The sequence below is a fragment of the Herbidospora solisilvae genome, assembly GCF_009901565.1.
GTDB classification, from domain to species: domain Bacteria; phylum Actinomycetota; class Actinomycetes; order Streptosporangiales; family Streptosporangiaceae; genus Herbidospora; species Herbidospora solisilvae.
The window spans coordinates 428,305-451,006 of record NZ_WXEW01000009.1; the positions used below are offsets into that span (position 1 = coordinate 428,305).

Sequence of the window (22,702 nt, forward strand, 5' to 3'; positions counted from 1 at the left end):
GGAACACGGCCGCGATCGGCGTCAGGTCACGGGCTCCACCCGGAACAGGGCCGGATGGACGTCGCTGGACGCGCCGGATTCCGGCGATATCCGGCCCGCGACGGCACGGAGAACGTCGACAGTGGTGATCAGGCCGACCGCCCGGCACTGCTCGTCGACCACAGGGACGGCGTCGCGGCCGGAATCGAGCATCACGGCGGCCACGCCGGAGAGCGGCCGGTCGAGCGGAACGCGCGGGGTGAGCATCGATTTGATGAGGTCGCCCACCTTACGGCGGGAAAGGTCGGCCAGCGTGCCCGAGCAGCCGGTGGCGATGTCCTGCATCGACAGGATCCCGTGCGGCCAGCGGCTCGGCCCGACGACCGCGATGTGGTGCATTCCGCCCTTGCGCATGAGCTCCCAGGCCATGATCGGGGATTCGTCCGGGGTGACCGTGACGACCACCCGTGTCATGACGTCTCTCGCGGTGAGCTTCGTCGGATCGATCATCGTCTGTCCTCCTTTTCGGTGACGATGGCGATTGGGCAGTGGGCCCGGTGCAGCAGGCCGTGTCCCACCGATCCCAGAGCGGTCGAGCGGATGACTCCACGCCCGCGTGAACCGACGATCACCAGGTCGGCCGTACGGGACTCCTCCGACAGGACGTACACCGGATGGCCGCAGACGCCCACGTGCTCGACCGGGACCGTGGGGAACTTCTCGGTCCACGGAGCCAGTCGCTGCCGGACGAAAGTCGTCTGCTCGTCGAACCAGTGCTGGATCAGCGCGCCGTAGCCGGCTGCGGAGGCCGCGAGCACCGGCGGTTGCCAGGCGTACACGAGCTTGAGCCGGGCTTGGCGCCGTTGGGCCTCGGCGAAGGCGTAGTCGAGCGCCGTCTCTGATTCCTCGCTGCCGTCGTAACCGACCACGAGCTCCCCGTAGGTGTGCCGGGGAGACTTGCGGACGACGACGACCGGGCCTGCGGTGTGGCCCGCGAGGGCCAGGCCGACCGATCCGAGGATCAGGCCGGCGAAACCGCCCATGCCGCGGCTGCCGATCACGACCTCGTCGGCGCCCATCGCCTCTTGATTGAGCCGGTCGATGACATCGCCCCTGATCAGCTGGGCACTGATTTCGATGTCCGGGGCGCAGTCCCAGGCCCGTCGCTGGGCCTCGGCGACGATGCCTTCGTGGTGTGCGCGCTCCGTCGCGTGCACTTCGTTGTCGCCCACGGTGAGGGGCGGCCAGACGTGGACGATCCGCAGTGCGGCGTTCCTGCGGGCCGCGTCACGCGCCGCGTACTCCACGGCGGCGAGCGAGGGGGCCGATCCGTCGACGCCCACGACGATGGTCGAGGTCATGGTCGTTCTCCCTTCCCGGGTGTCTCAGTCGGCCATCGCGACCACGGCGACGGGGCAGGAGGCGTGCCGGAGCACCGGGTCGGCGGTCGAGCCCAGGTGGCCGAAACGGCGGCGTCCCACCACGACGAGGCCGGCCTGCTTCGACAGGCTGTTGAGGGCCTCTCTCGGGGCGTCGAGGGTGACCCTGGCGCTGACGCGAACCTCCGGGTAGCGCTCCTGCCAGGCCGTGAGCGCCTCCCCGAGTTCCTCCTCCGCCAGGGTCAGGTCGGGGACGAGCGCCATCGAGGTGCCGAACGACGGGGCGGTCAGGCCACACCGGACCGCCACCAGCGGGAGCTGCCGGAGCGCCGCTTCGGCGAAGGCGAACTCGACCACCAGCCGGGCTCTCCCACCGGGCGCCCCATCGACCCCCACGACGACCGGGCCCGGGTTGAGTGGGGCCGGAATGGGGCCTGGCCCGCGTACGACCAGCGAAGGGCAGGCGGCGTAGGCGGCGACGTAGCCGGCGACCGAGCCAAGCATCATGGAGGGCACCCGGCTCAGCCCCCGGGAGCCGACCACGAGCAGATCGGCGGCACCGGACAGCGCGACGAGCTGGTCGCCGGCCGCGCCCTTCCACAACTCGCCCCTGACGTCCGTCACCGAGCTGGTCGCCCGCGCGCATGACACGCCGTGCCAGAGCACGTGGTCGGCGGCCCGGCGCAAGTGATCTTTGGCTTCGTCGGACGCCTCGCCGTAGGGCCAGTGCCAGGCGTGGGCGATGGTGAGCGGCAGTTTCCGCATCTCGGCCTCATCCATCGCCCAGTCCAGGGCCTGCATCGCGAAATCTGAGCCGTCGTAGCCGATGACGACCCCGTTCATCGTGGTCATACGTCTCACCCGCTGTCTCTCAGTTCTCTTCCACTCTCCCCCCACGGTCAGGTGGACCCCAGAGGCGGGGGGTTCTTTGAGGTGAGATCTCAGTCCCGCCGAGTGCAAGACTTCCGGTCATGATCCACGCACCATAAAGTCATCTCCGACCTGCGGGAATACCAGCGGGCCTGGTTTAGGGGCGATCTGCTCGCCGGGCTCATCGTGGCCGGATACCTGGTGCCGCAAGTGATGGCGTATGCGACCGTGGCCGGCCTGCCTTCTGCATGCCGTGCTCGCCTGGAACTGGCGGCAGCTTCGGGCGAACGCCGCCGGGAGAGGTACCCCGACGTCCAGGTGTCGAGGGAGGTCGTCGAAGGGCATCCCGTCGACATCCTGCGCCGGTTCGGCCGACCTGCTGGTGGTCGGATCTCACGGACACGGTGCGCTCGCGGGGACGGTGCTCGGATCGGTCAGCCAGGCGTTGCTGCACCTTGCTCCCTGCCCGATCGCCGGCCGGGCTCGGCGTACACGCCGGGCCGCAGCCGGGACAGGTGGTCGCCACGACGGAGTGGAACCACATCCCCGTCCCCGCGACGGCGGCCACCAACAGGACGACGCGCCGACCGCCACTCCGATCCGCCGGCGGCCGGTCGTGGTGGTCGTCATGATTCCTCCTGTCCCGGAAACGCCTGCGGCAGGCTCTCATCCGGACCATGAGCGGCCTGACCGACGACATCGCGGCCGACACGTTCCTGACACTCTTCCGCCGACGCGACCGATACACCTGCGCCAATCCCGACGCCCGCCCGGGCTGTGTCCCGAGGTTCCCGGGAGGACAAGACCGAAGGGAACTTCGTGGCGGCGCGGCCAGGAGCGCTGGTGGGTGGCCACCTCCAGGGTGGCCACGAGGTCCCCAGTGTCAACGAGAGGCGCTGAGGACTCCCGTGTGGTGCAGGTGATCGCGGGCGGCGGCGATGGCCTCTGGCGTGGTGTCCAGGACCTGGCCGGCGGCGTCCAGTCGGGCGATCACGCCAAGGGCGTGCAGCGGCTGGTGATGGCCGTCACGGATGCCGGAGACGTAGACGGTGATGCCACGCCGCTGGAGTCGTTCGATCGCGTCGGCGAGTACCAGCGCACCGCTGGCGTCGACCGTGGTGACCCGGGACATTCGCAGGATGACGACCGAGACGTCGGCGACCTCCGACAGTTGCAGCAGGAAACGGTGGGCGGCCGCGAAGAACAGCGGCCCGTCCAGCCGGTAGGCGACGATGTGCTCGGCGAGCAGGGCGTGCTCCTCCTCGGTGTGGTCCTGCGGCAGGTCAGGCTTCAGCGGCACGGCGTCCAGCCGCACGTCGCGGGCCACCGCACGCAGGGCCAGCGCGCCGGCCACGACCAGGCCGAGGACGACGGCCAGCACCAGGTCCAGGGCCAGCGTCGCGACCGCGGTGAGCACCAGTACGAGCGCGTCACCTCGGGTGGAGCGGATCATCGCGGTGACGGATCCGGCCTCGACCATCCGGGTTGCGGTGGCCAGCAGCACCCCGGCCAGCGCGGCCAGGGGAATGCGGGCGACCAGGCCCGCCGCGCTGAAGACGATCACTCCGAGGATGGCGGCGTGCGCCAGCGCGGCAAGCCGGGAGGAGGCGCCGGAGCGCACGTTGACGGCGGTGCGCGCGATCGCGCCGGTCGCCGGGACCCCGCCGAACAGCGGTGCGGCCAGATTGGCCAGTCCTTGGCCGAACAGTTCGCGGTCGGGGTCGTGCCGGTGCTGGACGCTCATGCCGTCGGCGACCGCGGCCGACAGCAGGGACTCCAAGCCTGCCAGCGCGGCGACCGCGACGGCCGGGGCGACGAGGGAGCCCAGCGAGTCGAGGTCGAGGAAGTCCAGCGACGGGGCGGGCAGCCCGGCGGGCAGCGCTCCGATCCGGGCCACGTCCAGGCCGGTCAGTTCGGCGACGGCCGTGGCGGCGGCCACCGCGATCAGGGAGAAGGGCACGGCCGGCCGCCACCGGCCGCCGGCCAGCATGAGCACCGCCACCCCCGCCGCGATGACCGGCGCCTGCCAGTCGGGCGCCGTCAGGAAGTCACGGGCGGCCTGCCAGGCCACCACGACGACCTTCTCTCCCTCGCCCGGGCTCACGCCGAGCGCGGCGGGGATCTGTTGCAGGCCGATCACGCAGGCGATGCCGACGGTGAAGCCCTCGACCACTGGAGCCGGCACGAGCGCCATGTACCTACCGGCGCGAGCCAGCGCCAACGCCAGCAGCAGGAGCCCGGCCAGCACCCCGACGGCCAGCACCCCCGATGCGCCGTGCGCGTGCACGATTGGCACCAGCACCACCGTCATGGCCCCCGTCGGGCCCGACACCTGCAGCGCCGAACCGCCGAAGAAGGCGGCCACCGCGCCGGCGACCACCGCGGTGGCCAGCCCCGCCTCCGCGCCCATCCCCGAGGAGATGCCGAATCCGAGGGCCAGTGGGAGTGCGACGATCGCCACGGTCAGTCCCGCCACCAAGTCCCTGCGGGGGTGACGGCCCATGGCGGCCAGTTCTGCGCGTTCGGGCAGCACCGATCGCAGGCGCGTCCAGCCCGCCAGGATCCGGCTGTTCACGCGCTCGTCTCGGCCTTCTCCTCGCGGGACTCCGCTCGCAGCTCACTCAGCAGTTCGCTCTGCCCTGACAGCTTCTCGGTCAGCAGTTCGCGGGCGGCTCGCAGGAGCCCCGCCACCTGTCCGCCCGCCAGCGCGTACACCACGGTGGCCCCGTCTCGCTGAGCGGTCACCAGCCCGGAACGGCGCAGCACCGCCAGGTGCTGCGACAGCCCTGTCGGCTCCACGTCGATCGCCGAAAGCAGCTCCCGGACGGGCATCGGCCCGTCCTGGAGCAGTTCCAGGACGCGGATCCGCACCGGGTGCCCCATCAGCCGGAAGAGTTCCGCCTTGGCCTGGTAAAGGGGAACCGACATCACGCCTCCACCTCGTCACCCTCGACGGCCTCCCGGGGGTCGTCGCCTCCGGGCAGGAGCACGGAATGCGCGCGTGCCAGGCGTCGCACGTCGTCCCACTCTTCTTCGGCCAGCAGCACGGCATGGGCGTCACCGTTCCGGTAGGCGGCCCGCAGCGCCTGCCGGGCCACGCCGGCCCGTGCCCGGATGGCGGCGGCAACGGCTGTGCTCACCACGCGTCTCCTTCCGTCGCCCCAACCGCGCGACCTCGGTTCCGCAGTTGAGTAATTACGATATTTCGCAATAGCGACAGTTTAGTCCTCGCGGGACCGGAGTCGACGCGGCAAGTTCCTCCCACCGGGCGACCTGCCCAAGATCGCATCAAGTCCAGACCCATCCGGCCTGCGATGCAAACCGCTGCGACGGGGACTATGACGGTGACTCATATGGTGAGTCGGCGGTAGCAAATGAGGGCTGCGGCGACGGCGACGAAGGAAGCGAAGTGGTCGGCGCGGCATTCGTAGTGGCGGTGTAATCGCCGGCACCCGGCCAGCCAGGAGACGGTCCGCTCCACCACCCAGCGGTGGCGGCCCAGCCGCTGACTGGACTCGATCCCGCGCCGGGCGATGCGCGGGACGATGCCACACCCGCGCAGGAATGCCCTCACGTGGGAGTAGCCGTAGCCCTTGTCGCCGTGCAGCTTGGCGGGCCTGCGTCGGCGCGGTCCACGGCGTGAGCGGATGGCCGGGATGCCGCACACCAGCGGCTCCAACGCCCGGCTGCCATGGGTGTTGGCGGCACTGATCGCGACAGAGATCGGCAGACCGGTCCGTTCGGTGATGAGGTGGATCTTCGACCCGTTCTTGCCGCGATCGACAGGATTCGGGCCGGTCAGCTCCCCCCTTTGACCGCTCGCACGCGGACGGAGTCGATCGCGCACCGCGACCAGTCCAGTTCACCGCGGGCACCGACCTCATCCAGCAGGACCCGATACAGCTTGGCCCACACCCGTGCGCCGCTCCATTCGGTGAAGCGGCGGTGCACCGTCTGCCAGGAGGCGCCGAAGACGGGCGGGAGCTGCCGCCAGGCGCAGCCGGTCGTGGCAACGTACACGATCGCCGCCAGGATCACCCGGTCCTCGACCCGCCGCCGCCCGCCGCCTTGCGGACGGGTCGGCGCCGGCGGGACCACACGCTGAAACAGCTCCCACAGTTCGTCGGGCACCAGCCGCTTAAAGAACGCATCCACGAACGATCCAACAACCACAACCCAAATGAGTCACGGTCTTAACTTTCGCGCGAACCCCGCCGGGTGGGCCGAATAGGCTGCTTCTGATTCCCGTCGCCGATTTCGCAGGGTGCAGGGGGCGTTGATTTGTCTTCAAGATCGCAACGCATCCGGGCCGCGTTTGTGTCCCCGTTTCCTCTCCTGCTGCTGTCGGGTCTGGTCTACGCGATCTATTGGTGGGGCGAGTATCCCCGCTCTCCGTCCTATGACGACCTGATGCCGTTTCAGGTTGCTGCCGAGCAACCCGCCGACGGCACCTCAGCCACGCTGACCGGCCGCACTCTCGTGGTCCAGCAGCACACCCGCACCGGTCAGACTCAGCCCTTCTTCGACGACGAACCGGCTTCCGGCTACTTCACCGTCTCCTTCAAAAGCTCCCACGCCATCCGGCAAACCTTCCGGTTCGCCCTGGACGAACGGTTGACGCCGACCCGCTTCAGCCTTGGCGAACCCTCACGCGAAGGCAGAAGCGAGTCGGCGTTCCTCCCCATCTCCTCTGCCGCGCCCAAATCCGGTGCCGGTCGCAAGCTCACCGCCTGGACGGAGACCGGCAGATCCAACGGCGTCGACGACTTCTCCGTGGTCGTCGCGCCGATCCACCAGCCGGCCGGCGAGTACATGCTGACCGTCGCGTTCGATTTTCCGGTGAAGACCGTCCGCTATCACCAGCACTGGGGCGAGAACAAGATCTTCCTTGAGGTCGAGGATTCGCCGTACGGCTTCAGCCAGGAGTATCCGGACCTGGACTTCGTCGACACGCAGACAAGCGCCACTCCCGTCGCCAGCGAAATCCGATACCACGAATCCAACAACAGCATCACGCTCTCCGAGCCTGCACCGGACGTCGAGCTGGCGTCTCTCCGCTCCATGCGATGGGTCCGCGACAACGGCGGCATCTCAGTACAGTTCCTGGCCATCGACAACACCATCACCTTCTGGATGGACCGGATCGCGGACATCGCCATCCTGATCCTCGGCGCGGCCATCGGCATCCTCATCACCCCACGGACGAAGCCCTCGGGCCCGCTTGGTAGCTCCGAATAGAAGGTCGCTGACAAGTGCGATGTTCGGCGGTGGACCCAGGTGTAGACGGGCGCGTCTAACGGGGAAGTCGCCACGGGCTGCAGGCTGATCACAGTTCCCCTTCCGTTCCCGGTCAGACCCCACAGCCCTCATCGCCACGGTGACCCTCCGCCCTTTCGGCGCAGGGTGGCTGTGGGGCTACCGCGGCTCGCCTGCCACCACCTGTGCACCACCCATCAGATGTTCAGCGAGATGGGCGCGGCGGCCTTCGCCGAACGCGCCCGCTTGGAACTGGCCGCGGCGCGGAGCAGACCCGCGCCCGGCAGCAGACGGACCCTCACCGACCTGACCCGCACGAACTCCGCGTGGCCACGCTCGCAGGCGTCAGCACCGCCAACCACGAGATCGCCGCCGGCGGAAGGTGTCCAGGAAACTCGACGTGACCTCGCGCAGACACTCCCTCACGCCTGCGCTCCTGCGACGGAGGCCCATGGACCTGAGCCCACTGACGCCGGCCGACCTCGACGCTCATCTGACCGGCGAGGACGAGCAGATGGTCGGCTGGCAGAGCGGCGGCCCTCGACCCGGGAGGCCACTGCCGCCTACCGCCACCACTGCGCGACGCAGTTTGAGCGGCGCGGCCCCGTGTGCCTTCGGCATCAGCATGGATGGAACCCTCGGTGGGGGATGAGGCCGCCGTCTGCGGTGCCCGAGCTGCAGGCCGTGAGCAAGTCGGCGCGTTTCACCGCGGCTGGCTGGTGGGGTGTGCCGACTGGGTGGCTGCCAGGCTGGTCAGGAGCTTGAGCCGCTCTTCTGAGGTGCTGCCCGGTTCGGCGGTGTAGATGGTGAGGTCGTACACCGTCCGGCTGGAGATGGGCAGGTCAAGGGACTGGTAGGTCAGCTCCAGGTCGCCGACCTGCGGGTGCCACAGCCGCTTGCTGCCGGCGTGGCGGATGCGCACGTCGTGGGCGGCCCATTGGCTGCGGAACTCGGTGCTGAGCGTAGAGAGCTCGCCGAGGAGGTCGCGTAGCGCCCGGTCGTGGGGTTCGCGTCCGGCCTCGGCGCGCAGCAGCGCGGCGCTGACGGCGGTGGCCGCGTCCCAGTCGACGAAGAACCGCTGGGAGCCCGGGTCGAGGAAGACGTAGCGGGCGAGGTTGGCGCGGCCGTGCCGTGTGGTGGCAGGGCTGTCGAAGACCGGCGCGAGCAGGGCCCGGGCCAGCGCATTGTGGGCGACGAGGTCCTGGCGGCCGTTGCGTACGAACGCCGCCGACATCGTCACGGAGTCCAGCATCCACTGGACCCGCGGCGGGACCTCGGCATCCTTGCGGCGCGAAGGTGCGCGGCGGGCGGGCCGGGCGGCGTGGGCCAGGTCGAACAGGTAGGTGCGTTCGTCCTGGTCCAGGCGCAGGGCCTGGGCGACCGCGTCGAGTACCTCTTCCGATACGCCGCTGATGTGGCCTTTCTCCAGCCGGATGTACCACTCGGTGCTCACCCCGGCCAGCACCGCGACCTCCTCGCGGCGCAGCCCGGGGACCCGACGCCGGCTGCTGGCGGGCAGCCCGACCTGCTCCGGGGTGAGCTTGGCGCGCCGAGTGGCGAGAAAGTCCCGGATCTGGGCGCGGTGGTCGGGCCGGTCGTCCATGCCCCCACGGTAACCGCAGAGTTCGCGCAGGCGCCGACGGTAAGGGGGTTGAGCTTATCCCCCCTATAAACGCGCTCTGCCTCGCGCCCGGCCAGGCAGGTTTCCTGGGATCAGCAAGTCGAACGCGACCTGCGCCACGGAGATGGACTCTCTCCGACCAGTTCCAGTAGCGGTGATCGGGCCGCCCATCACCGTCGAAGCCCTCCTGTGACGCACCACCAGGACCTCCAGCACCCGGGAGTATGACCATGACCGGCAAGACCGTACTGATCACCGGCGCGACCAGCGGCATCGGCGCGCACACCGCACGATTGCTCCTCGACCGCGGCCACCGCGTGGCCGTCACCGGCCGCGACGAGACCAGACTCAAGGCCTTCCTCGACGAGACCGGTCGCCCCGACCGGCTGCTCGGCATCATCGCCGACGCCGCCGACTGGCCGGCCACCCAAGCCGCCGTGACCCGCACCGTGGCACACTTCGGCGCCCTGCACGCCGCGGTGGCCAACGCCGGCTTCGTGGCCGCCGACCACCCTCGCACCATCGCCGACGGCGATCCGGAACTGTGGGCGCCCATGGTCCTCACCAACGTCCTCGGCCCCGCCCTGCTGGCCAACGCCGCCCTGCCCCACCTCGAGGCCACGGGCGGACGGCTGGTGCTGATCGGCAGCGTCGCCGGCCTGAAGAACAGCCCCGCCAACCTCTACTCCGCCACCAAGTGGGCCGTCACCGGCATGGCCGAGAACCTGCGGATGTACGCCACCAGTCGCGGCGTCGGCGTCACCCTCGTCAACCCCGGCATGACCGACACTCCCTTCTGGCAAGGCGGCGTCCCGCCCTTCGCCCTGTCCCGCGAGCCCGTCGCCGAGGCCATCTGCTTCGCCCTCGGGCAGCCGGCCGGCGTCGACCTCAACACCCTGACCATCCGGCCGGTCGGCCAGCCCGTCTGAGGCAGATCTGACACCCCGTGGCATCGCAGCCCGTCGTGAGCCGTGGTGTTCCTATTGGAAGCGAGACAGCCACCCCGGCAGGTGGCCAGCGTGAGCGGCCAATGCCCGTGAGGTGTCACCGAGCGCGAGATCGGCGATCGTGCCAGCCACTCTCATGCAGCCGCTGCCACACCCCGGCCTTGTTCCATTCGTCCAGGCGTAGCCGAGCTCTTGCGGCAGGTGCTCTCAGGCGATTCCGGTGTGCAGCACGCACAGGATGCCTTGCAGTGCCAGCCGGTCATTTAGCCGCTTGCGGCCCGGATGCCGTACCCGGCGTGGACGGCGGGGCAGCAACGGCTCGATCACCGCCCACAGCTCATCCTCGACTTCCCACGGCTTGGGACTTGGCCACCCGCAACGCCTCCCGCTTGGCTTCAGCGAGAGATCAAAGCACAAGGGAGTCATTTTGTTAGAAGCTCTTAGCTTTTCTTCAGACCGACCGCGTAGAAATCGACTATGGACGCCGAAGTGCTGGTGGTCGACGACGAGCCGAGCATCCGTGACCTGCTCGCCGAGGCGCTGGAACTCAACGGGTTCAGCGTCCGGACGGGTTCAGCGTCCGGGTCGTCTCCTGCGGCCGGGCCGCCCTGCAGGAGGTGGCGGCCGACCGGCCCGACATCGTGATCCTCGACGTCATGCTCCCGGACATCGACGGCTTCACTGTGGCGCGGCGGCTCGGCGACAGCGGCCCGCCGGTGCTGTTCCTGACCGCGAAGGACGACGTCGACGACCGCATCAGAGGCCTCACGGCGGGCGGCGACGACTATGTCACCAAGCCCTTCAGCCTCGAAGAAGTGGTGCTGCGGCTGCGGGCGATCCTGCGGCGCATGCGGCCGCCGGAGTTCGACGGCGTCATTCGCTACGCCGACCTCGAACTCGACGAGGAGGCTTACGTGGTGCGCCGGTCGGGTCGTCCGATCCACTTGTCGCCGACGGAGTTCGCCCTGCTCCGCTATCTGATGATCAATGCCGAGCGGGTGGTCAGCAAGGCGCAGATCCTCGAACGCGTCTGGGACCACCGGTTCGACACCGACAGCCGGATCGTGGAGTCGTACATCAGCTATCTGCGCAGGAAGATCGACACGGGCGGGCCGCCGCTGATCCACACCCTCCGGGGTGTCGGTTATCGGCTGTCGAGCGCGCCATGACCCGTCCGTGGCCGCTCAGGCTGCGGCTGCTGGCGGCGCTGCTCACCCTGTCGGCCATCGGGCTGGCGGTGTTCGCGGTGTCGGGAGTGCTGGTGCTGGAGCGGTCGCTGCTGGCGCGCTCCGACAGCCAGTTGAGCGACTTCGCCATGAGCGTCACCCGCCGCCCGCCGCCGCCCTCGGACATCCAGCCACCGCCACCGCGTGGGAGCCTGGAGCTGCCGAGCCAGTTCCGGGTCATCTTCTACACCCCGTCCGGGCAGTTCGAACGGCATCTGCCCACCACCTCTGACGACGGGCCGACGCTGACCGCCGACCTCGTCACCGGGGCGACCCGCCGACCGTTCACTGTGGGCGACTGGCGGGCGATCGTCGAGCAGTTGCCCGATGGGCGGCGGGTCGCCGTGGCGATGTCGCTGGAGTCGAACCAGGCGACCGTGCGGGAACTGCTGATCATCGAGATCGTCGTCGGTGTGGTCGTGCTGGTCCTTCTCGGGGCGCTCGCCTGGGTTCTGGTACGACTGGGGCTGCGTCCCCTGACCAGGATGGAGACCACCGCCGAGGCCATCACGGCGGGAGACCTCGACCGCCGGGTGGCCGATTCCGACCCGCGCACCGAACCCGGCAGGCTCGGTACCGCTCTCAACACGATGCTGGAGCGCCTGGGCGTGCTGGTGGAGGACATGCTGCTGCTGGCCCGGCTCGACCGCGAGCCGATGCTCGACCTCAGCACGGTCGACCTGCGGGTACTGGCTGGCGACGTCGTCCACGCCGCCCGTGCCAGGGAACCCGGGCGGCCGATCACCTTGGAGCTGCCGGGCGATCCCGTCTGCGTACACGGGGACGAACACCAGCTCCACCAGGTGATCGCGAATCTGGTCGGAACGCGGTCACCCACACCAACGACCGCGTCTTCGTCACCGTCGCGCGCCATGACGAGAAGACCGCTCTGGTCTCGGTACGAGATCAGGGCCCCGGCATCGACGCCGAGCATCTGCCGCATGTCTTCGACCGCTTCTACCGGGTCGATCCGTCGCGGTCACGGGCTCATGGCGGGACTGGTCTGGGCCTGGCGATCGCGGCGGCGCTGGTCGAGGCGCATCACGGCCGGATCGAGGTGGAGAGCGTCGCGGGCGAGGGCGCCACGTTCCGGGTGACGCTGCCGTTCATGTCTGGTTCGGCCTAGGTTCACACATTGTTCCCAGGTTGGTCGGGTCGTATATGCGCTGACCCGAACGGAGGAACATGCACGGTGACCGATTGCGCGCGCCGAGCAGGCTGCACGCCTTCAACCGCTACGAGATCAAGTACCTGATCGACGTCGACCAGGTCGACCGGCTGCGGGAAGAGATCGAACGGCGCCTCGACCGCGACCGGCACTGCCCCGAGGAGGGCTACAGCATCTGGAGCACCTACTACGACACCCGGCGGCTCCGCTTCTACTGGGAGAAGATCGAGGGCCTGAAGTTCCGCCGCAAGCTGCGCATCCGCCACTACGGCGACCGTTTCGCGGCCACCGCGGAGACGCCCGTGTACGTCGAGATCAAGCAGCGGGTGAACAAGGTCACCCAGAAGCGCCGGGTCCGGCTGCCCTACGCCGAAGCGCTCGCCCTGTGCGACCGGCGGCAGATGGTCGAGAGCGACTCCCAGCCCTTCGTCGAGGAAGTCCTCGACCTGGTGTCCCGCCTCGACCTGGGCGCCACCGCGATGACCGGCTACACCCGCCACGCCTACGTGGGCCGCGACGCCGACCTGGGCCTGCGCGTCACCTTCGACCGCCGCATCCGGGGCCGCGACCGCGACTTCGACCTCGCCGCCCAGGCGGAGAACCGGCTGATCGTGCCGGCCCGCAAGGCGATCGTCGAGGTCAAGGCCAACGAGCGGGTGCCCTACTGGTTCACCGACCTGGCCGCCGCGCAGAACCTCCAGGTGGTCCGGGTCTCCAAGTACTGCCAGAGCGTGGAGGCCTACGGGCTGGTGCCGCGCTCGATCTTCCACATCTCCGACGACCACCACGCCGACGCGCACCGTCCGGCCTACCTGAAGGTCTGAACCCCCATGGACTTCACTTTCCAGGACCTGTCCGGCACGTTCAGCGTGACCGACATCGCCGTCGCGATGGCCCTGTCGTTCGTGCTGAGCGCGATGATCGGCTGGGTCTACCGGGCGACGCACCGCAACGTGTCCTACAGCCAGTCGTACGTGCAGACGCTCGTCATCCTCGGCATGCTCATCTCGTTGATCATGCTGGTCGTCGGGTCGAACATCGCCCGCGCGTTCGCCCTGGTCGGAGCCCTGTCGGTGGTCCGGTTCCGCAACGCCATCAAGGAGACGCGCGACGTCGGTTTCATCTTCCTCGTGATGGCCGTCGGCATGGCGGTCGGCACCCGCTTCTATGTGCTGGCCATCGTCGCGGCCGTGGCGATCTGCCTGATCGTCGTGATCATGAACCGGTTCAACTGGTTCGCGCTCAACACGCAGCGCCAGGTCGTGAAGGTGCAGGTGCCCTCCGACGAGGACTACACGCACGCCATCCAGGACATTCTTATCCAACACACCGACGAGTTCGAGCTGGTCAGCATGGAGTCGATCCGCGCCGGTGCGCTCATGGAGCTGATGTACACCGTGAAGATCAAGAAGGGCCACGAACCCGCCGACCTGATCAGCGCCCTGCGCGAGCGCAACCACGGCCAGTCGGTCACCGTCCTGACCGGCTACGACCAGACCGACCTCTGATGGCCCTCAAACACCGGATCCCCGTCTCCCTGCGGATGAACTGGAAACCGGTCGCCGCCTCGGGGATCTTCCTGGCGGTGTGCGCCGGGGTCTTCGGAACGGGAACCATCCGCCCGTACGTGACCAGCACGGCCTCCGCTTCCGGGGCGACGGTGATCACCGACCTGAAGGGTTCGGTGGAGCTCTTCGACCTCTCGAAGCCCCACCAGGTGAAACTGACCTTCACCGACGCGGCCTACGAAGACATGCTGACCGAGTACTTCAAGAGCGGCGAGAAGAACTACGTCGAAGCCGACCTGGTCATCGACGGGACGACGATCCCCAGCGTGGGCGTCCGACTGAAGGGCAACTCGACCCTGGGCAGCCTGACCTGGAACGGCAAGGGCCGAGAAGGCGGCCGGGGGCCGGGCGGCGGCGGATTCGGCGGCCAGCGCCCGGAAGGCGGATTCCAGCCACCGGAGGGCTTCGAACCGCCGGCCGGCGGTGAGATGCCGGGTGGTGGCGAGATGCCGCGCGGCGGCGGGTTCGCTGGAATGGTTGGGATGTCCCTCAAGGCGGAGGAGCCGGAGAACCTGCCCTGGCTGATCAGCTTCGACGAGTTCGTCGAGGGCCGCCGCTACCAGGGCCACAGCCAGATCGCCGTACGCCCGACCTCGATGGGGTCCTCAACCCTGCTCAAGGAGTCGCTGGCGATCTCGATGGTCGACACGTCGGGTGAACCGTCACAGGGTTACGCCTACAGCGCCTTCTCCGTGAACGGCCGCTCTTCGGGCCCTCGACTGCTGGTCGAGTACCTGGATGAGGGCTACGCGGAGAAACTGGGCGACGGCGTGCTCTACAAGTCGCTGGCGACGTCGAGTTTCACGTACAAGGGCGAAGACCAGACCTCCTACGTGGACGACTACAAACAGATCAACGCCAAGGGCGAGCAGGACCTCCAGCCGGTGATCGACCTGGTCAAATGGGTCGAGCAGTCCTCCGACGAGGAGTTCGCCGCGGGCTTGGCCGCGAAGCTCGACGTGGAGTCGTTCGCCCGCTACCTGGCTCTGCAGAACATGCTGCTCAACTTCGACGACATGGCAGGGCCCGGCCGCAACTACTACCTGTGGTACGACCTCACGACGAAGAAGTTCAAGGTCATCACCTGGGACCTGAACCTCGCCTTCAGCGGCGACGCGACCGCCGGCCCCAACGATGCGATGAGCATGGGCGGTTTCGGCCGCATGCGCCAAGTCGACCAGCGACCCGCGGACCAGACCGGTACGCAGCCCGATGAACAGGATGCGGCCGCAGGTCGGGCCAGCCCATCTGGTGGGCAAAGCCAAGCACCCGACCAGGCGGGGCAGCCGGGCGGGCAAGGAGCCCCTGCAGAGCAGGCTCAGCGACGGCCAGGCGGTGGCGGAATGCGCATGGGACACACGCTGAAGGACCGCTTCCTCAAAACGCCCGCGTTCAAGAAGATCTACGAGGAGCAGTACCAGAAGCTCTACCAGGACCTCCTCTCCAGCGGAAAGGCGGACACCCTCCTCGACCGGGCGGTCGCGTCGTACCAGGCCAACGAGGGCGCCGACGCCATCGAGGCCCAGAAGGAACTCGCCTCCCTCCGCGAGACCCTCACCACCCGCACGAAGTCCCTGGCGGACGGCTTCGCCAAGCAGTGACCCGGACCGCGCGATGACCGCGGCGCGAAACACACAGCTGCGCTGCCGCTCGGAGACGGCCCGGCCGCAATCCGAGCGGCCGGGCCGCCGCTGTGCGAGGCCCGCAGCCACACCTCCGGCAGGAGGGCGGGCAGGCCCGGCACGTCGGGTCCGTGGATCTGGTGGTAGAGCGTGAACAGGGCCAGTGAGGGAGCCTGCGCGGCGTAGGTGCTCACGGATGGTGGCGCGGCGGCCGGGAAACAGCCAGCGGGGACCCATGTTTGTCGCGGTGTTGAGGTGGATCGTTCGTCGGCGAGATTGAGCAGGAGGCCGGTGGTCGCGAGGGTCGCCTCCAGGTCCTGGCGGAAGCTGTCCACAACGCACTTCATCAACCCCGGGCGGGATCTTCGTGGTTGCGGTCGGCGTCCAAGGTTATGTGAGCGATTCCTCCCGCACCCCACCGCCCGCCGACGCCTCCATCCCTCCCGGCGAACTGGAGCCGACGGGCACCCCGCCGGCCTCATCGGTACGGCAAGCACCACGGCTCACCCCGCCGACCCAGCAACAACTGGATGCACTGCCCGCTGACCGGCGCCTGGAGTTGATGGACCTCAAGCACCAGCAGCGGCACCGCTGGCTCCACACCTTCTTCTTGGCGGCGGGCATCATCGCTACCGTAGGAACCCTGATAGTGGGCACGCTGACACTACGCAGCGGTCAAGAGCAACTCAACATCACCGCTGAAGGCCAGGTCACCGACCGCTTCTTTAAGGCTGGCGAACAACTCGGCTCCGACAAGCGCGAGATCCGCACGACCGCCGTCTACGCCTTGGAGCGCATCACCAAAGACTCCGAACGCGACCGCTTGGCGATCCGCGATGTCCTGGCGACCTTCATCCGCGAACGCGACCCCGCTCCTACCGTCAAAGGCGACAAGCTTCCGCTCTATCCCGACGCCGATATCGCCGCCGCACTCACCGTCCTGGCCCGCCGCCCCGCGGATCCCCCCGGCAGCCCCCCACTGGACCTTACCGACCTCCGCACACCCCTCATGATTTTCCCGCCCGAAGCGAATCTGAAGGATGTGAATCTGGGGGGCGACTCGTACCTCGCCAGCGTGGTGCTGGAAGGCGCCGACCTGCGCGACGCGAACCTGTTCACCGCGAACCTGATCGGCGCAAACTTGAGCGACGCCAATCTGAACCGCGCGAGGCTGGACGGCGCGAACCTGAAAGACGCGGACCTAAGCCGCGCTGACCTGCGCGACGCCCACCTCAACAGCGCGAACCTGAGCAGGGCGAATCTGACTGGTGCAAAACTGAATGGCGCGGACCTGTACGACACGGACCTACGCGACGCGGACCTGAAGGGTGCGGACTTGAGCCACGCAAACCTGCATCGCGCGAGGCTACGCAGTAAAAGCCTGACACGCGCGAACCTGAACGGTGCGGACCTGCGGGGGACGGGTCTGTCAGAGCAACAAGTGCGGGCGGCGACCGACCAGGTCGAAGGAACGAAGTTCGGCCCGCACCCCGACGATTGAGGCGGGGCGGCCGAGGTTGCGTCCACGGAGGTGGTGTACGAGTTTCCGCTGGTAGCAGGCGTGGCGTCGTGAAATGAGGACGGCCACCGAGTGATCCTTCTGGTCTGCGAAAACCAAGATCGAAGGAACCGAAACGATGGCCGTGGACGACAGTGTGGACCCTGCCGCCTGGCTGGAAAGCCGGCTTCAGACCAGTGACCCGGATCTGTTGCGATCCATGGTGAAGACCATGGCCGAGGCTTTGATGTCGGCCCAGGCCGACACCGCCTGCGGAGCCGGATACGGCCAGCGCAGCGACGAGCGCGTCAACTCTCGCAACGGCTACCGCACCCGCGAGTGGGACATCCGCGCCAGGGCTCCTACTTCCCCGACTGGCTGCTGGAACGACGGCGCCGCGCGGAGCAGGCGCTGATCAGCGTGGTCGCCACCAGATACCTGCTGGGAGTCTCGACCCGCCGGGTGGACGAACTGGTCGAGCAACTCGGCATCACCGGGATCTCCAAAAGCCAGGTCAGCCAGATGTCCAAGACGCTGGACGCGCAGGTGGAGGAGTTCCGCACCCGCACCCTGGCCGGCGGCCCCTACACCTTCCTCCGGCTGGACGCGCTCACCCAGAAGGTCCGCGAGGGCGGCCGGATCGTCAACGTCCACGTGCTGGTCGCCACCGCGGTCAACGCCAACGGCCAGCGGGAGATCCTCGGATTGGAGGTGTCCTCGCGGGAAGACGGCGCGGGCTGGCTGGCCTTCCTGCGTTCGCTGGTGGCGCGGGGCCTTTCTGGTGTTCAGCTGGTCACCTCTGACGCGCACGCCGGGTTGGTGGACGCGGTGGGCGCCTGCCTGCCGGGAGCGGCCTGGCAGCGCTGCCGCACCCACTACGTGCGCAACCTGCTCACCACCGTGCCGAAAAACGCCCAGCCGTGGGTGGCCACCCTGGTCCGCACGATCTTCGACCAGGACAGCGCCGAGGCGGTCCGCGTCCAGCACGCCTGGGTGATCGACGCGCTGGAGGCCAAGTATCCGGCCGCCTGCCGGCACCTGGACGAATCCCGGGAGGATCTGCTGGCCTTCGCCGCCTTCCCGGTCGAGGTCTGGCGGCAGATCTGGTCCAACAACCCCCAAGAGCGGCTGAACAAGGAGATCCGCCGCCGCACCGACGTGGTGGGCATCTTCCCCGACCGGGCCGCGATCATCCAGCTGGTCGGCGCTGTCCTGGCCGAGCAGACCGACGAATGGAGCGAGGTCCGCCGCTACATCGGCCTGGACATTCTCGCCAAAGCCTGACTCCGCGTGATCAATGGCGACACACCGGTACCGAACGCATTGCCAGAGACACTTACCGCTTAACCTGCACAAACAAGATCACGCGCAAGCTGATCTCTTACACCACTCCGCTGGACGTGACCGGCCGGTAACTCACTCCTCGCTACTCGCCGCGAGGCACTGCCCGGGTTTTCCCGAGCCGTCAGGAAGGTCCGCATTGCACCACGCGCGCGGCGAATACGACACAGTCGAGTACGTCACTCTGCCAGTCAACCCTCCGATCTTCAGCTGGGCGGCGGGTCGGCGTGCCGGAACTGGTAGATCGGCCCGACCGCGCGCAGCAACCCGAGTCGGTGCGCGTCATCCAGAAATGGCATCAACGGGCGGGGCAGCCACCCGCCCAGGCAAGACGGTAAGTGGCGACCAGATATGCCAGCCAAGAATGGTGTTTCCGGAACACGAGCCCGAACACGAGCCCGAACACGAGCTTGCCCGCAAGGCGTGGGCCCCGGTCATGCAACCGGAGGTTGGCGAATCCCGGTTTCTCCATCGGCCACGAGTCGCCCACGAACTCGCCTACGAACACGAACACGAGCCCGGCCGCGATCCCGGCCACGAGCCTGGCTGTCAGCGCAGGAAGGCTGCGGCCACTCCGGCGTCGACGGGGATGTGCAGGCCGGTGGTGAGGGACAGGTCGCCGCCGGTTAGGGCGAAGACGGCGGCGGCGATGTGCGCAGGCAGGACCTCGCGCTTGAGCAGGGTGCGCTGGGCGTAGAACTCGCCGAGCTTGTCTTCGGGCACGCCGTAGACGGCGGCCCGGTTGGCACCCCAGCCGGAGGCGAAGATGCCGGAGCCGCGGACCACGCCGTCGGGGTTGATGCCGTTGACGCGGATGCCGTGTTCGCCGAGTTCGGCCGCGAGCAGGCGCACCTGATGGGCCTGGCCGGCCTTGGCCGCGCCGTACGCCACGTTGTTCGGCCCGGCGAACACCGCGTTCTTGGACGCGATGTAGACGATGTCGCCGCTTATGCCCTGTTCGATCATGATGCGGGCGGTCTCGCGGGAGACGAGGAACGAGCCGCGGGCCATCACGTCGTGCTGACGGTCCCAGTCGTCCACGGTGGTCTCCAGCAGGGAGCGCGACAGCGACAGCCCGGCGTTGTTGACCACGAGGTCCACTCCGCCGAAGGCCAGCACGGCCTGCCGTACGGCCTCGGCGACCTGGGCCTCCTCGGTCACGTCGGCCTGGACGGCCACGGCGACGTCGGCGCTTCGGAACGCGCGGGCCCCGATCTCGGCGGCGACCTTCTCCGCAGCGGCGAGGTCGCGGTCGGCGACCACGACGCAGGCGCCCTCGGCGGTCAGGCGGCGGGCGGTGGCCGCGCCGATGCCCGAGCCGCCACCGGTGACCAGCGCGATCCGGGTGGCCAGCGGCTTGGGCGCCGGCATCCGCCGCAGCTTAGCCTCCTCCAGCTCCCAGTACTCGATGCGGAACTTCTCGGACTCCTCGATCGGGGCGTAGGCCGACAGCGCCTCGGCGCCGCGCATCACGTTGATCGCGTTGACGTAGAACTCGCCCGCGACCCGGGCGGTCTGCTTGTCCTTGCCGAAGGAGAACATGCCGACGCCCGGCACGAGCACGATCGCCGGGTCGGCGCCGCGCATCGCCGGGGAGTCCGGCGTGGCATGCCGCTCGTAATAGGCGCGGTAGTCCTCACGGTAGGCCGCGTGCAGCTCGCCGAGGCGGGAGATCACGTCCTCAAGCGGAGCGTCGGCGGGCAGGTCGAGCACCATCGGCGCGACCTTGGTGCGCAGGAAGTGGTCGGGGCAGGAGGTGCCGCGAGCGGCGAGCTCCGCGTGCTTCTCGCGGGACAAGAAGTCGAGCACCTCGGAGGTGTCGGTGTAGTGGCCGACCTGGCGGACGTCGGTCGAGCACAGGCCGCGCAGCACGGGGAACAGCGCCGCCGCCCGCTCTCGCCTGGCCTGCTCTGGCAGCGGCTCCCAGTCCGGACTGACCGGTCCGAACGGCTCGGGCCTGCCGTGCTCGGCGATGTACGTCTCGGCGGTGCGGATGATCCACAGCGAGTTGTCCGCGCACTCGGCGGAGGTGTCGCCCCAGGCGGTGATGCCGTGCCCGCCGAGGATGCAGCCGACGGCCTGGGGGTTGGCGTCCTTGATGGCGGCGATGTCCAGGCCGAGCTGGAAGCCGGGCCGCCGCCAGGGCACCCAGACGACCCGGTCGCCGTAGATGCGCCGGGTCAGCTCCTCGCCGTCGGCAGCGGTGGCTATCGCGATCCCGGCGTCGGGGTGGAGGTGGTCCACATGGGCGGCGTCGAGCAGCCCGTGCATGGTGGTGTCGATCGACGGGGCTGCCCCACCCTTGCCGAACGCACAGTGGTCGAACATCGCGACCATCTCGTCCTCGCGCTCGGCGCCGGGGTAGACGCCGGTCAGCGCGCGCAGCCGGTCGAGCCGGAGCACGGCCAGCCCGGCCTCGGTGAGCGTGCCGAGATCGCCACCCGACCCCTTCACCCACATCAACTCCACGGTGGACCCGGTCACCGGGTCCACCGTGGCGCCCTTGGCCGAGGCGTTGCCCCCGGCGAAGTTCGTGTTGCGGGGATCGGCTCCCAGCAGGTGCGCGCGTTCGAGCAGCTGCTCAACCGGCGTGGTCATGAATATCCCCCCGTGGATGGTGCGATCGGGGCGGGTCCCCGGGGCAGCGTGTCGGGTCGATGGATCGATACCGCGGGACATGGCCCCGGCGGCGCGAGTGGATGTCTGACGACCCTCGACATCGCCGACGAGGAGTCGGTCAGCTCGGTCGTCCACACGCGGTGGCCGGCCTCGGCGGCCTGGACGCCCTGGTGAACGCGGCGGGCATCCTGCGTGGCGCGCACACCCACGAGTGCTCGCTGGAGCTGTGGAACCGCATCATCACCGTCAACCTCACCAGGACATTCCTCATGACCCGGGCGGCGCTGCCGGCGCTGCTGGAGACCGGCATGGGCGTGGTGGTGAACTTCAGCTCCACGTCGGCGTTCTTCGCTCACCCGTTCATGGCCGCCTACTCCGCCAGTAAGGGCGGAGTCGCCTCCTTCACCCACAGCCCCGCCCTGGAGTACGCCAAGCAGTGCCTGCGAGCCGTGAACATCGTGCCGGGCGGCATCAGCAGCGGCATCACCAACAACATCGCCAGCCTCGTCCCTGAGGACGTCGACTGGAACCTGTTCCTCAAGCTGACAGCCGCGATCGGCGACGGCCTTCCCGGTCCGGAGAACGTCGCCGGTGTCGTCGCGATGCTCGTCTCCGACGACGGCGCCTTCGTCACCGGCACCGAGATCCGAGTCGACGGCGGAGCGCACATGTGAACCCGGGTCCTCGCGGGGGGCGGGGAGTCCGATGCCCTCGCGATGCCCGTCGCCTTAATACGACCGTGAAAGGACCGCAGTGTCGCAGAGCGACCCCACCGAACTCACCCTGGAGCAGAAGGCGTCCCTGCTCTCAGGACGAAATTTCTGGAGCACGAAGCCGATCGAGGAGGCAGGCGTCCCGTCCATCGTCCTCACCGACGGCCCGCACGGCATTCGCCGTCAGGCCGGCGGCGCCGACAATCTCGGCATCTACGACAGCCTTCCCGCCACCTGCCTTCCGCCCGCCGTGGCGGTGGGATCGAGCTGGGACCCCGAGGTGGCCGCCCGGCTGGGGGCCGCCGTCGGCCGGGAGGCGAGGGCGTCCGGCGTCACGGTGGTCCTCGGACCGGGGGTGAACATCAAGCGCTCCCCGCTGTGCGGTCGAAATTTCGAGTACTACTCAGAAGACCCGCTGCTCACCGGTGTGTTGGCCACAGCCCATGTCAAAGCGATGCAGGCTGAAGGAGCCGGTGCGTCCGTCAAGCACTTCGCGGCCAACAATCAGGAGACCGACCGGATGCGCGTGAGCGCCGACGTCGACGAGTGCGCCCTGCGTGAGATCTACCTGCCTGCCTTCGAGCGAGTGGTCAAGGAGGCCCGACCGGCCACGGTGATGGCCGCCTACAACAAGGTCAACGGCGTCTACGCCGCTCAGCATCCCTGGCTGCTCACCACGGTGTTGCGCGAGGAATGGGGATTCGACGGAGTCGTCGTCTCCGACTGGGGCGCCGTCAACGACCGGGTGGCTGCCCTGAAGGCCGGGCTGGTCGTGTTTCGAAGTCGGGTTAACCAGTCGTTGATGGCGGCGATCTGGACGGCGGCTTCGTAGCGGACGGCGAGTTTGTCGTAGCGAGTGGCGATGGCGCGGTGGCGTTTGAGCCGGTTGATCCCG

Annotated in this window: 20 protein-coding genes and 5 pseudogenes; 15 read left to right on the plus strand and 10 right to left on the minus strand. The window is 68.8% G+C overall.

Translation table 11 applies throughout. The features are described from left to right. Nucleotides 1–21 precede the first annotated feature (21 nt). Genes GT755_RS30460 through GT755_RS30470 form a run of 3 tightly spaced genes read right to left on the minus strand, consistent with a single transcriptional unit; the run spans nt 22 to nt 2,210 of the window. Nucleotides 22–489, minus strand: coding sequence for a CBS domain-containing protein (locus tag GT755_RS30460; RefSeq protein ID WP_161483021.1), 468 nt, complete (start codon nt 487–489; stop codon nt 22–24). Beyond that, complete coding sequence (locus GT755_RS30465) at nt 486–1,340, minus strand: universal stress protein (protein ID WP_161483022.1); 855 nt, start codon at nt 1,338–1,340, stop codon at nt 486–488. Before GT755_RS30465 ends, GT755_RS30460 begins: the two co-directional genes overlap by 4 nt. 24 nt (nt 1,341–1,364) lie before the next feature. Continuing rightward, nucleotides 1,365–2,210, minus strand: coding sequence for a universal stress protein (locus GT755_RS30470; protein ID WP_235967628.1), 846 nt, complete (start codon nt 2,208–2,210; stop codon nt 1,365–1,367). 186 nt (nt 2,211–2,396) lie between these two features. On the opposite strand from GT755_RS30470, the pseudogene GT755_RS41685 reads away from it, so the two are divergent. Continuing rightward, nucleotides 2,397–2,465, plus strand: a pseudogene (locus GT755_RS41685) (hypothetical protein); the annotation flags it as partial. Beyond that, nucleotides 2,449–2,640, plus strand: a pseudogene (locus GT755_RS40095) (hypothetical protein); the annotation flags it as partial. The pseudogenes GT755_RS41685 and GT755_RS40095, both read left to right, overlap by 17 nt. Nucleotides 2,641–3,111: 471 nt before the next feature. Here GT755_RS40095 and GT755_RS30485 read toward each other — a convergent pair. The 4 genes from GT755_RS30485 to GT755_RS30500 all read right to left on the minus strand — a co-directional run bounded on the left by GT755_RS30485 (nt 3,112) and on the right by GT755_RS30500 (nt 6,383). Further along, nucleotides 3,112–4,731, minus strand: coding sequence for a SulP family inorganic anion transporter (locus GT755_RS30485; RefSeq protein ID WP_161483060.1), 1,620 nt, complete (start codon nt 4,729–4,731; stop codon nt 3,112–3,114). 68 nt (nt 4,732–4,799) lie between these two features. Beyond that, nucleotides 4,800–5,156, minus strand: coding sequence for an ArsR/SmtB family transcription factor (locus GT755_RS30490; protein WP_161483023.1), 357 nt, complete (start codon nt 5,154–5,156; stop codon nt 4,800–4,802). After that, nucleotides 5,156–5,368, minus strand: coding sequence for a hypothetical protein (locus tag GT755_RS30495; RefSeq protein WP_202610680.1), 213 nt, complete (start codon nt 5,366–5,368; stop codon nt 5,156–5,158). Before GT755_RS30495 ends, GT755_RS30490 begins: the two co-directional genes overlap by 1 nt. A gap of 209 nt (nt 5,369–5,577) precedes the next feature. After that, a protein-coding gene (locus tag GT755_RS30500) for an IS5 family transposase (RefSeq protein WP_161483061.1) occupies nt 5,578–6,383 on the minus strand; the annotation gives its coding sequence in 2 pieces (ribosomal slippage) (nt 5,578–6,032 and nt 6,032–6,383; 807 coding nt in all). A 255-nt stretch (nt 6,384–6,638) separates the two neighbouring features. On the opposite strand from GT755_RS30500, the gene GT755_RS30505 reads away from it, so the two are divergent. Next, nucleotides 6,639–7,466, plus strand: a complete 828-nt coding sequence (locus GT755_RS30505; RefSeq protein WP_161483025.1) for a hypothetical protein — start codon at nt 6,639–6,641, stop codon at nt 7,464–7,466. Nucleotides 7,467–8,187: 721 nt separating this feature from the next. Here GT755_RS30505 and GT755_RS30510 read toward each other — a convergent pair. Further along, nucleotides 8,188–9,087: a helix-turn-helix transcriptional regulator gene (locus tag GT755_RS30510; protein ID WP_161483026.1), complete on the minus strand. Its 900-nt coding sequence runs from the start codon at nt 9,085–9,087 to the stop codon at nt 8,188–8,190. 248 nt (nt 9,088–9,335) lie between these two features. Between GT755_RS30510 and GT755_RS30515 the strand changes: the two genes are divergently transcribed. After that, the gene (locus GT755_RS30515) at nt 9,336–10,034 is read left to right on the plus strand and encodes an SDR family oxidoreductase (RefSeq protein ID WP_235967629.1); all 699 of its coding nucleotides are present in this window, start codon (nt 9,336–9,338) and stop codon (nt 10,032–10,034) included. A gap of 151 nt (nt 10,035–10,185) precedes the next feature. Here the strand turns inward: GT755_RS30515 and GT755_RS40100 are convergent. Beyond that, a pseudogene (locus tag GT755_RS40100) lies at nt 10,186–10,451 on the minus strand (transposase); the annotation flags it as partial. Between the two features lie 78 nt (nt 10,452–10,529). Here GT755_RS40100 and GT755_RS41690 point away from each other — a divergent pair. The 9 genes and pseudogenes from GT755_RS41690 (at nt 10,530) to GT755_RS30555 (ending at nt 18,481) form a co-directional block, all read left to right on the plus strand. Further along, nucleotides 10,530–10,697, plus strand: a complete 168-nt coding sequence (locus GT755_RS41690; protein WP_407929433.1) for a response regulator — start codon at nt 10,530–10,532, stop codon at nt 10,695–10,697. Further along, nucleotides 10,670–11,221 (plus strand): response regulator transcription factor, encoded by a 552-nt coding sequence (locus GT755_RS30525; protein WP_407929434.1) that lies wholly within the window; start codon nt 10,670–10,672, stop codon nt 11,219–11,221. The genes GT755_RS41690 and GT755_RS30525 overlap by 28 nt, the downstream gene beginning before the upstream one ends. Nucleotides 11,222–11,628: 407 nt before the next feature. After that, a pseudogene (locus tag GT755_RS40755) lies at nt 11,629–11,871 on the plus strand (HAMP domain-containing protein); the annotation flags it as partial. Nucleotides 11,872–12,047: 176 nt separating this feature from the next. After that, nucleotides 12,048–12,404: a sensor histidine kinase gene (locus GT755_RS38815; protein ID WP_202610711.1), complete on the plus strand. Its 357-nt coding sequence runs from the start codon at nt 12,048–12,050 to the stop codon at nt 12,402–12,404. 59 nt (nt 12,405–12,463) lie between these two features. Next, a complete protein-coding gene (locus tag GT755_RS30535) occupies nt 12,464–13,270 on the plus strand; it encodes a polyphosphate polymerase domain-containing protein (protein ID WP_161483028.1) in 807 nt (268 codons plus the stop codon). A 6-nt stretch (nt 13,271–13,276) separates the two neighbouring features. After that, nucleotides 13,277–13,954 carry a DUF4956 domain-containing protein gene (locus GT755_RS30540; RefSeq protein ID WP_161483029.1) on the plus strand — a complete coding sequence of 226 codons (678 nt, stop codon included), beginning with the start codon at nt 13,277–13,279 and terminating at the stop codon, nt 13,952–13,954. Beyond that, complete coding sequence (locus GT755_RS30545) at nt 13,954–15,615, plus strand: CotH kinase family protein (RefSeq protein ID WP_161483030.1); 1,662 nt, start codon at nt 13,954–13,956, stop codon at nt 15,613–15,615. The genes GT755_RS30540 and GT755_RS30545 overlap by 1 nt, the downstream gene beginning before the upstream one ends. Before the next feature lie 388 nt (nt 15,616–16,003). Beyond that, nucleotides 16,004–17,137 carry a pentapeptide repeat-containing protein gene (locus GT755_RS41395; protein WP_161483031.1) on the plus strand — a complete coding sequence of 378 codons (1,134 nt, stop codon included), beginning with the start codon at nt 16,004–16,006 and terminating at the stop codon, nt 17,135–17,137. Between the two features lie 136 nt (nt 17,138–17,273). Beyond that, nucleotides 17,274–18,481, plus strand: a pseudogene (locus GT755_RS30555) (IS256 family transposase). Between the two features lie 543 nt (nt 18,482–19,024). Here GT755_RS30555 and GT755_RS30560 read toward each other — a convergent pair. Further along, nucleotides 19,025–21,073: a bifunctional aldolase/short-chain dehydrogenase gene (locus tag GT755_RS30560; protein WP_161483032.1), complete on the minus strand. Its 2,049-nt coding sequence runs from the start codon at nt 21,071–21,073 to the stop codon at nt 19,025–19,027. 161 nt (nt 21,074–21,234) lie between these two features. Here GT755_RS30560 and GT755_RS30565 point away from each other — a divergent pair, with 161 nt between their 5' ends. Both GT755_RS30565 and GT755_RS30570 read left to right on the plus strand, forming a co-directional pair. Beyond that, a complete protein-coding gene (locus GT755_RS30565; protein ID WP_328794568.1) occupies nt 21,235–21,768 on the plus strand; it encodes an SDR family NAD(P)-dependent oxidoreductase in 534 nt (177 codons plus the stop codon). Between the two features lie 319 nt (nt 21,769–22,087). Further along, nucleotides 22,088–22,639: a glycoside hydrolase family 3 N-terminal domain-containing protein gene (locus tag GT755_RS30570; RefSeq protein WP_328794573.1), complete on the plus strand. Its 552-nt coding sequence runs from the start codon at nt 22,088–22,090 to the stop codon at nt 22,637–22,639. Nucleotides 22,640–22,702 lie beyond the last annotated feature (63 nt).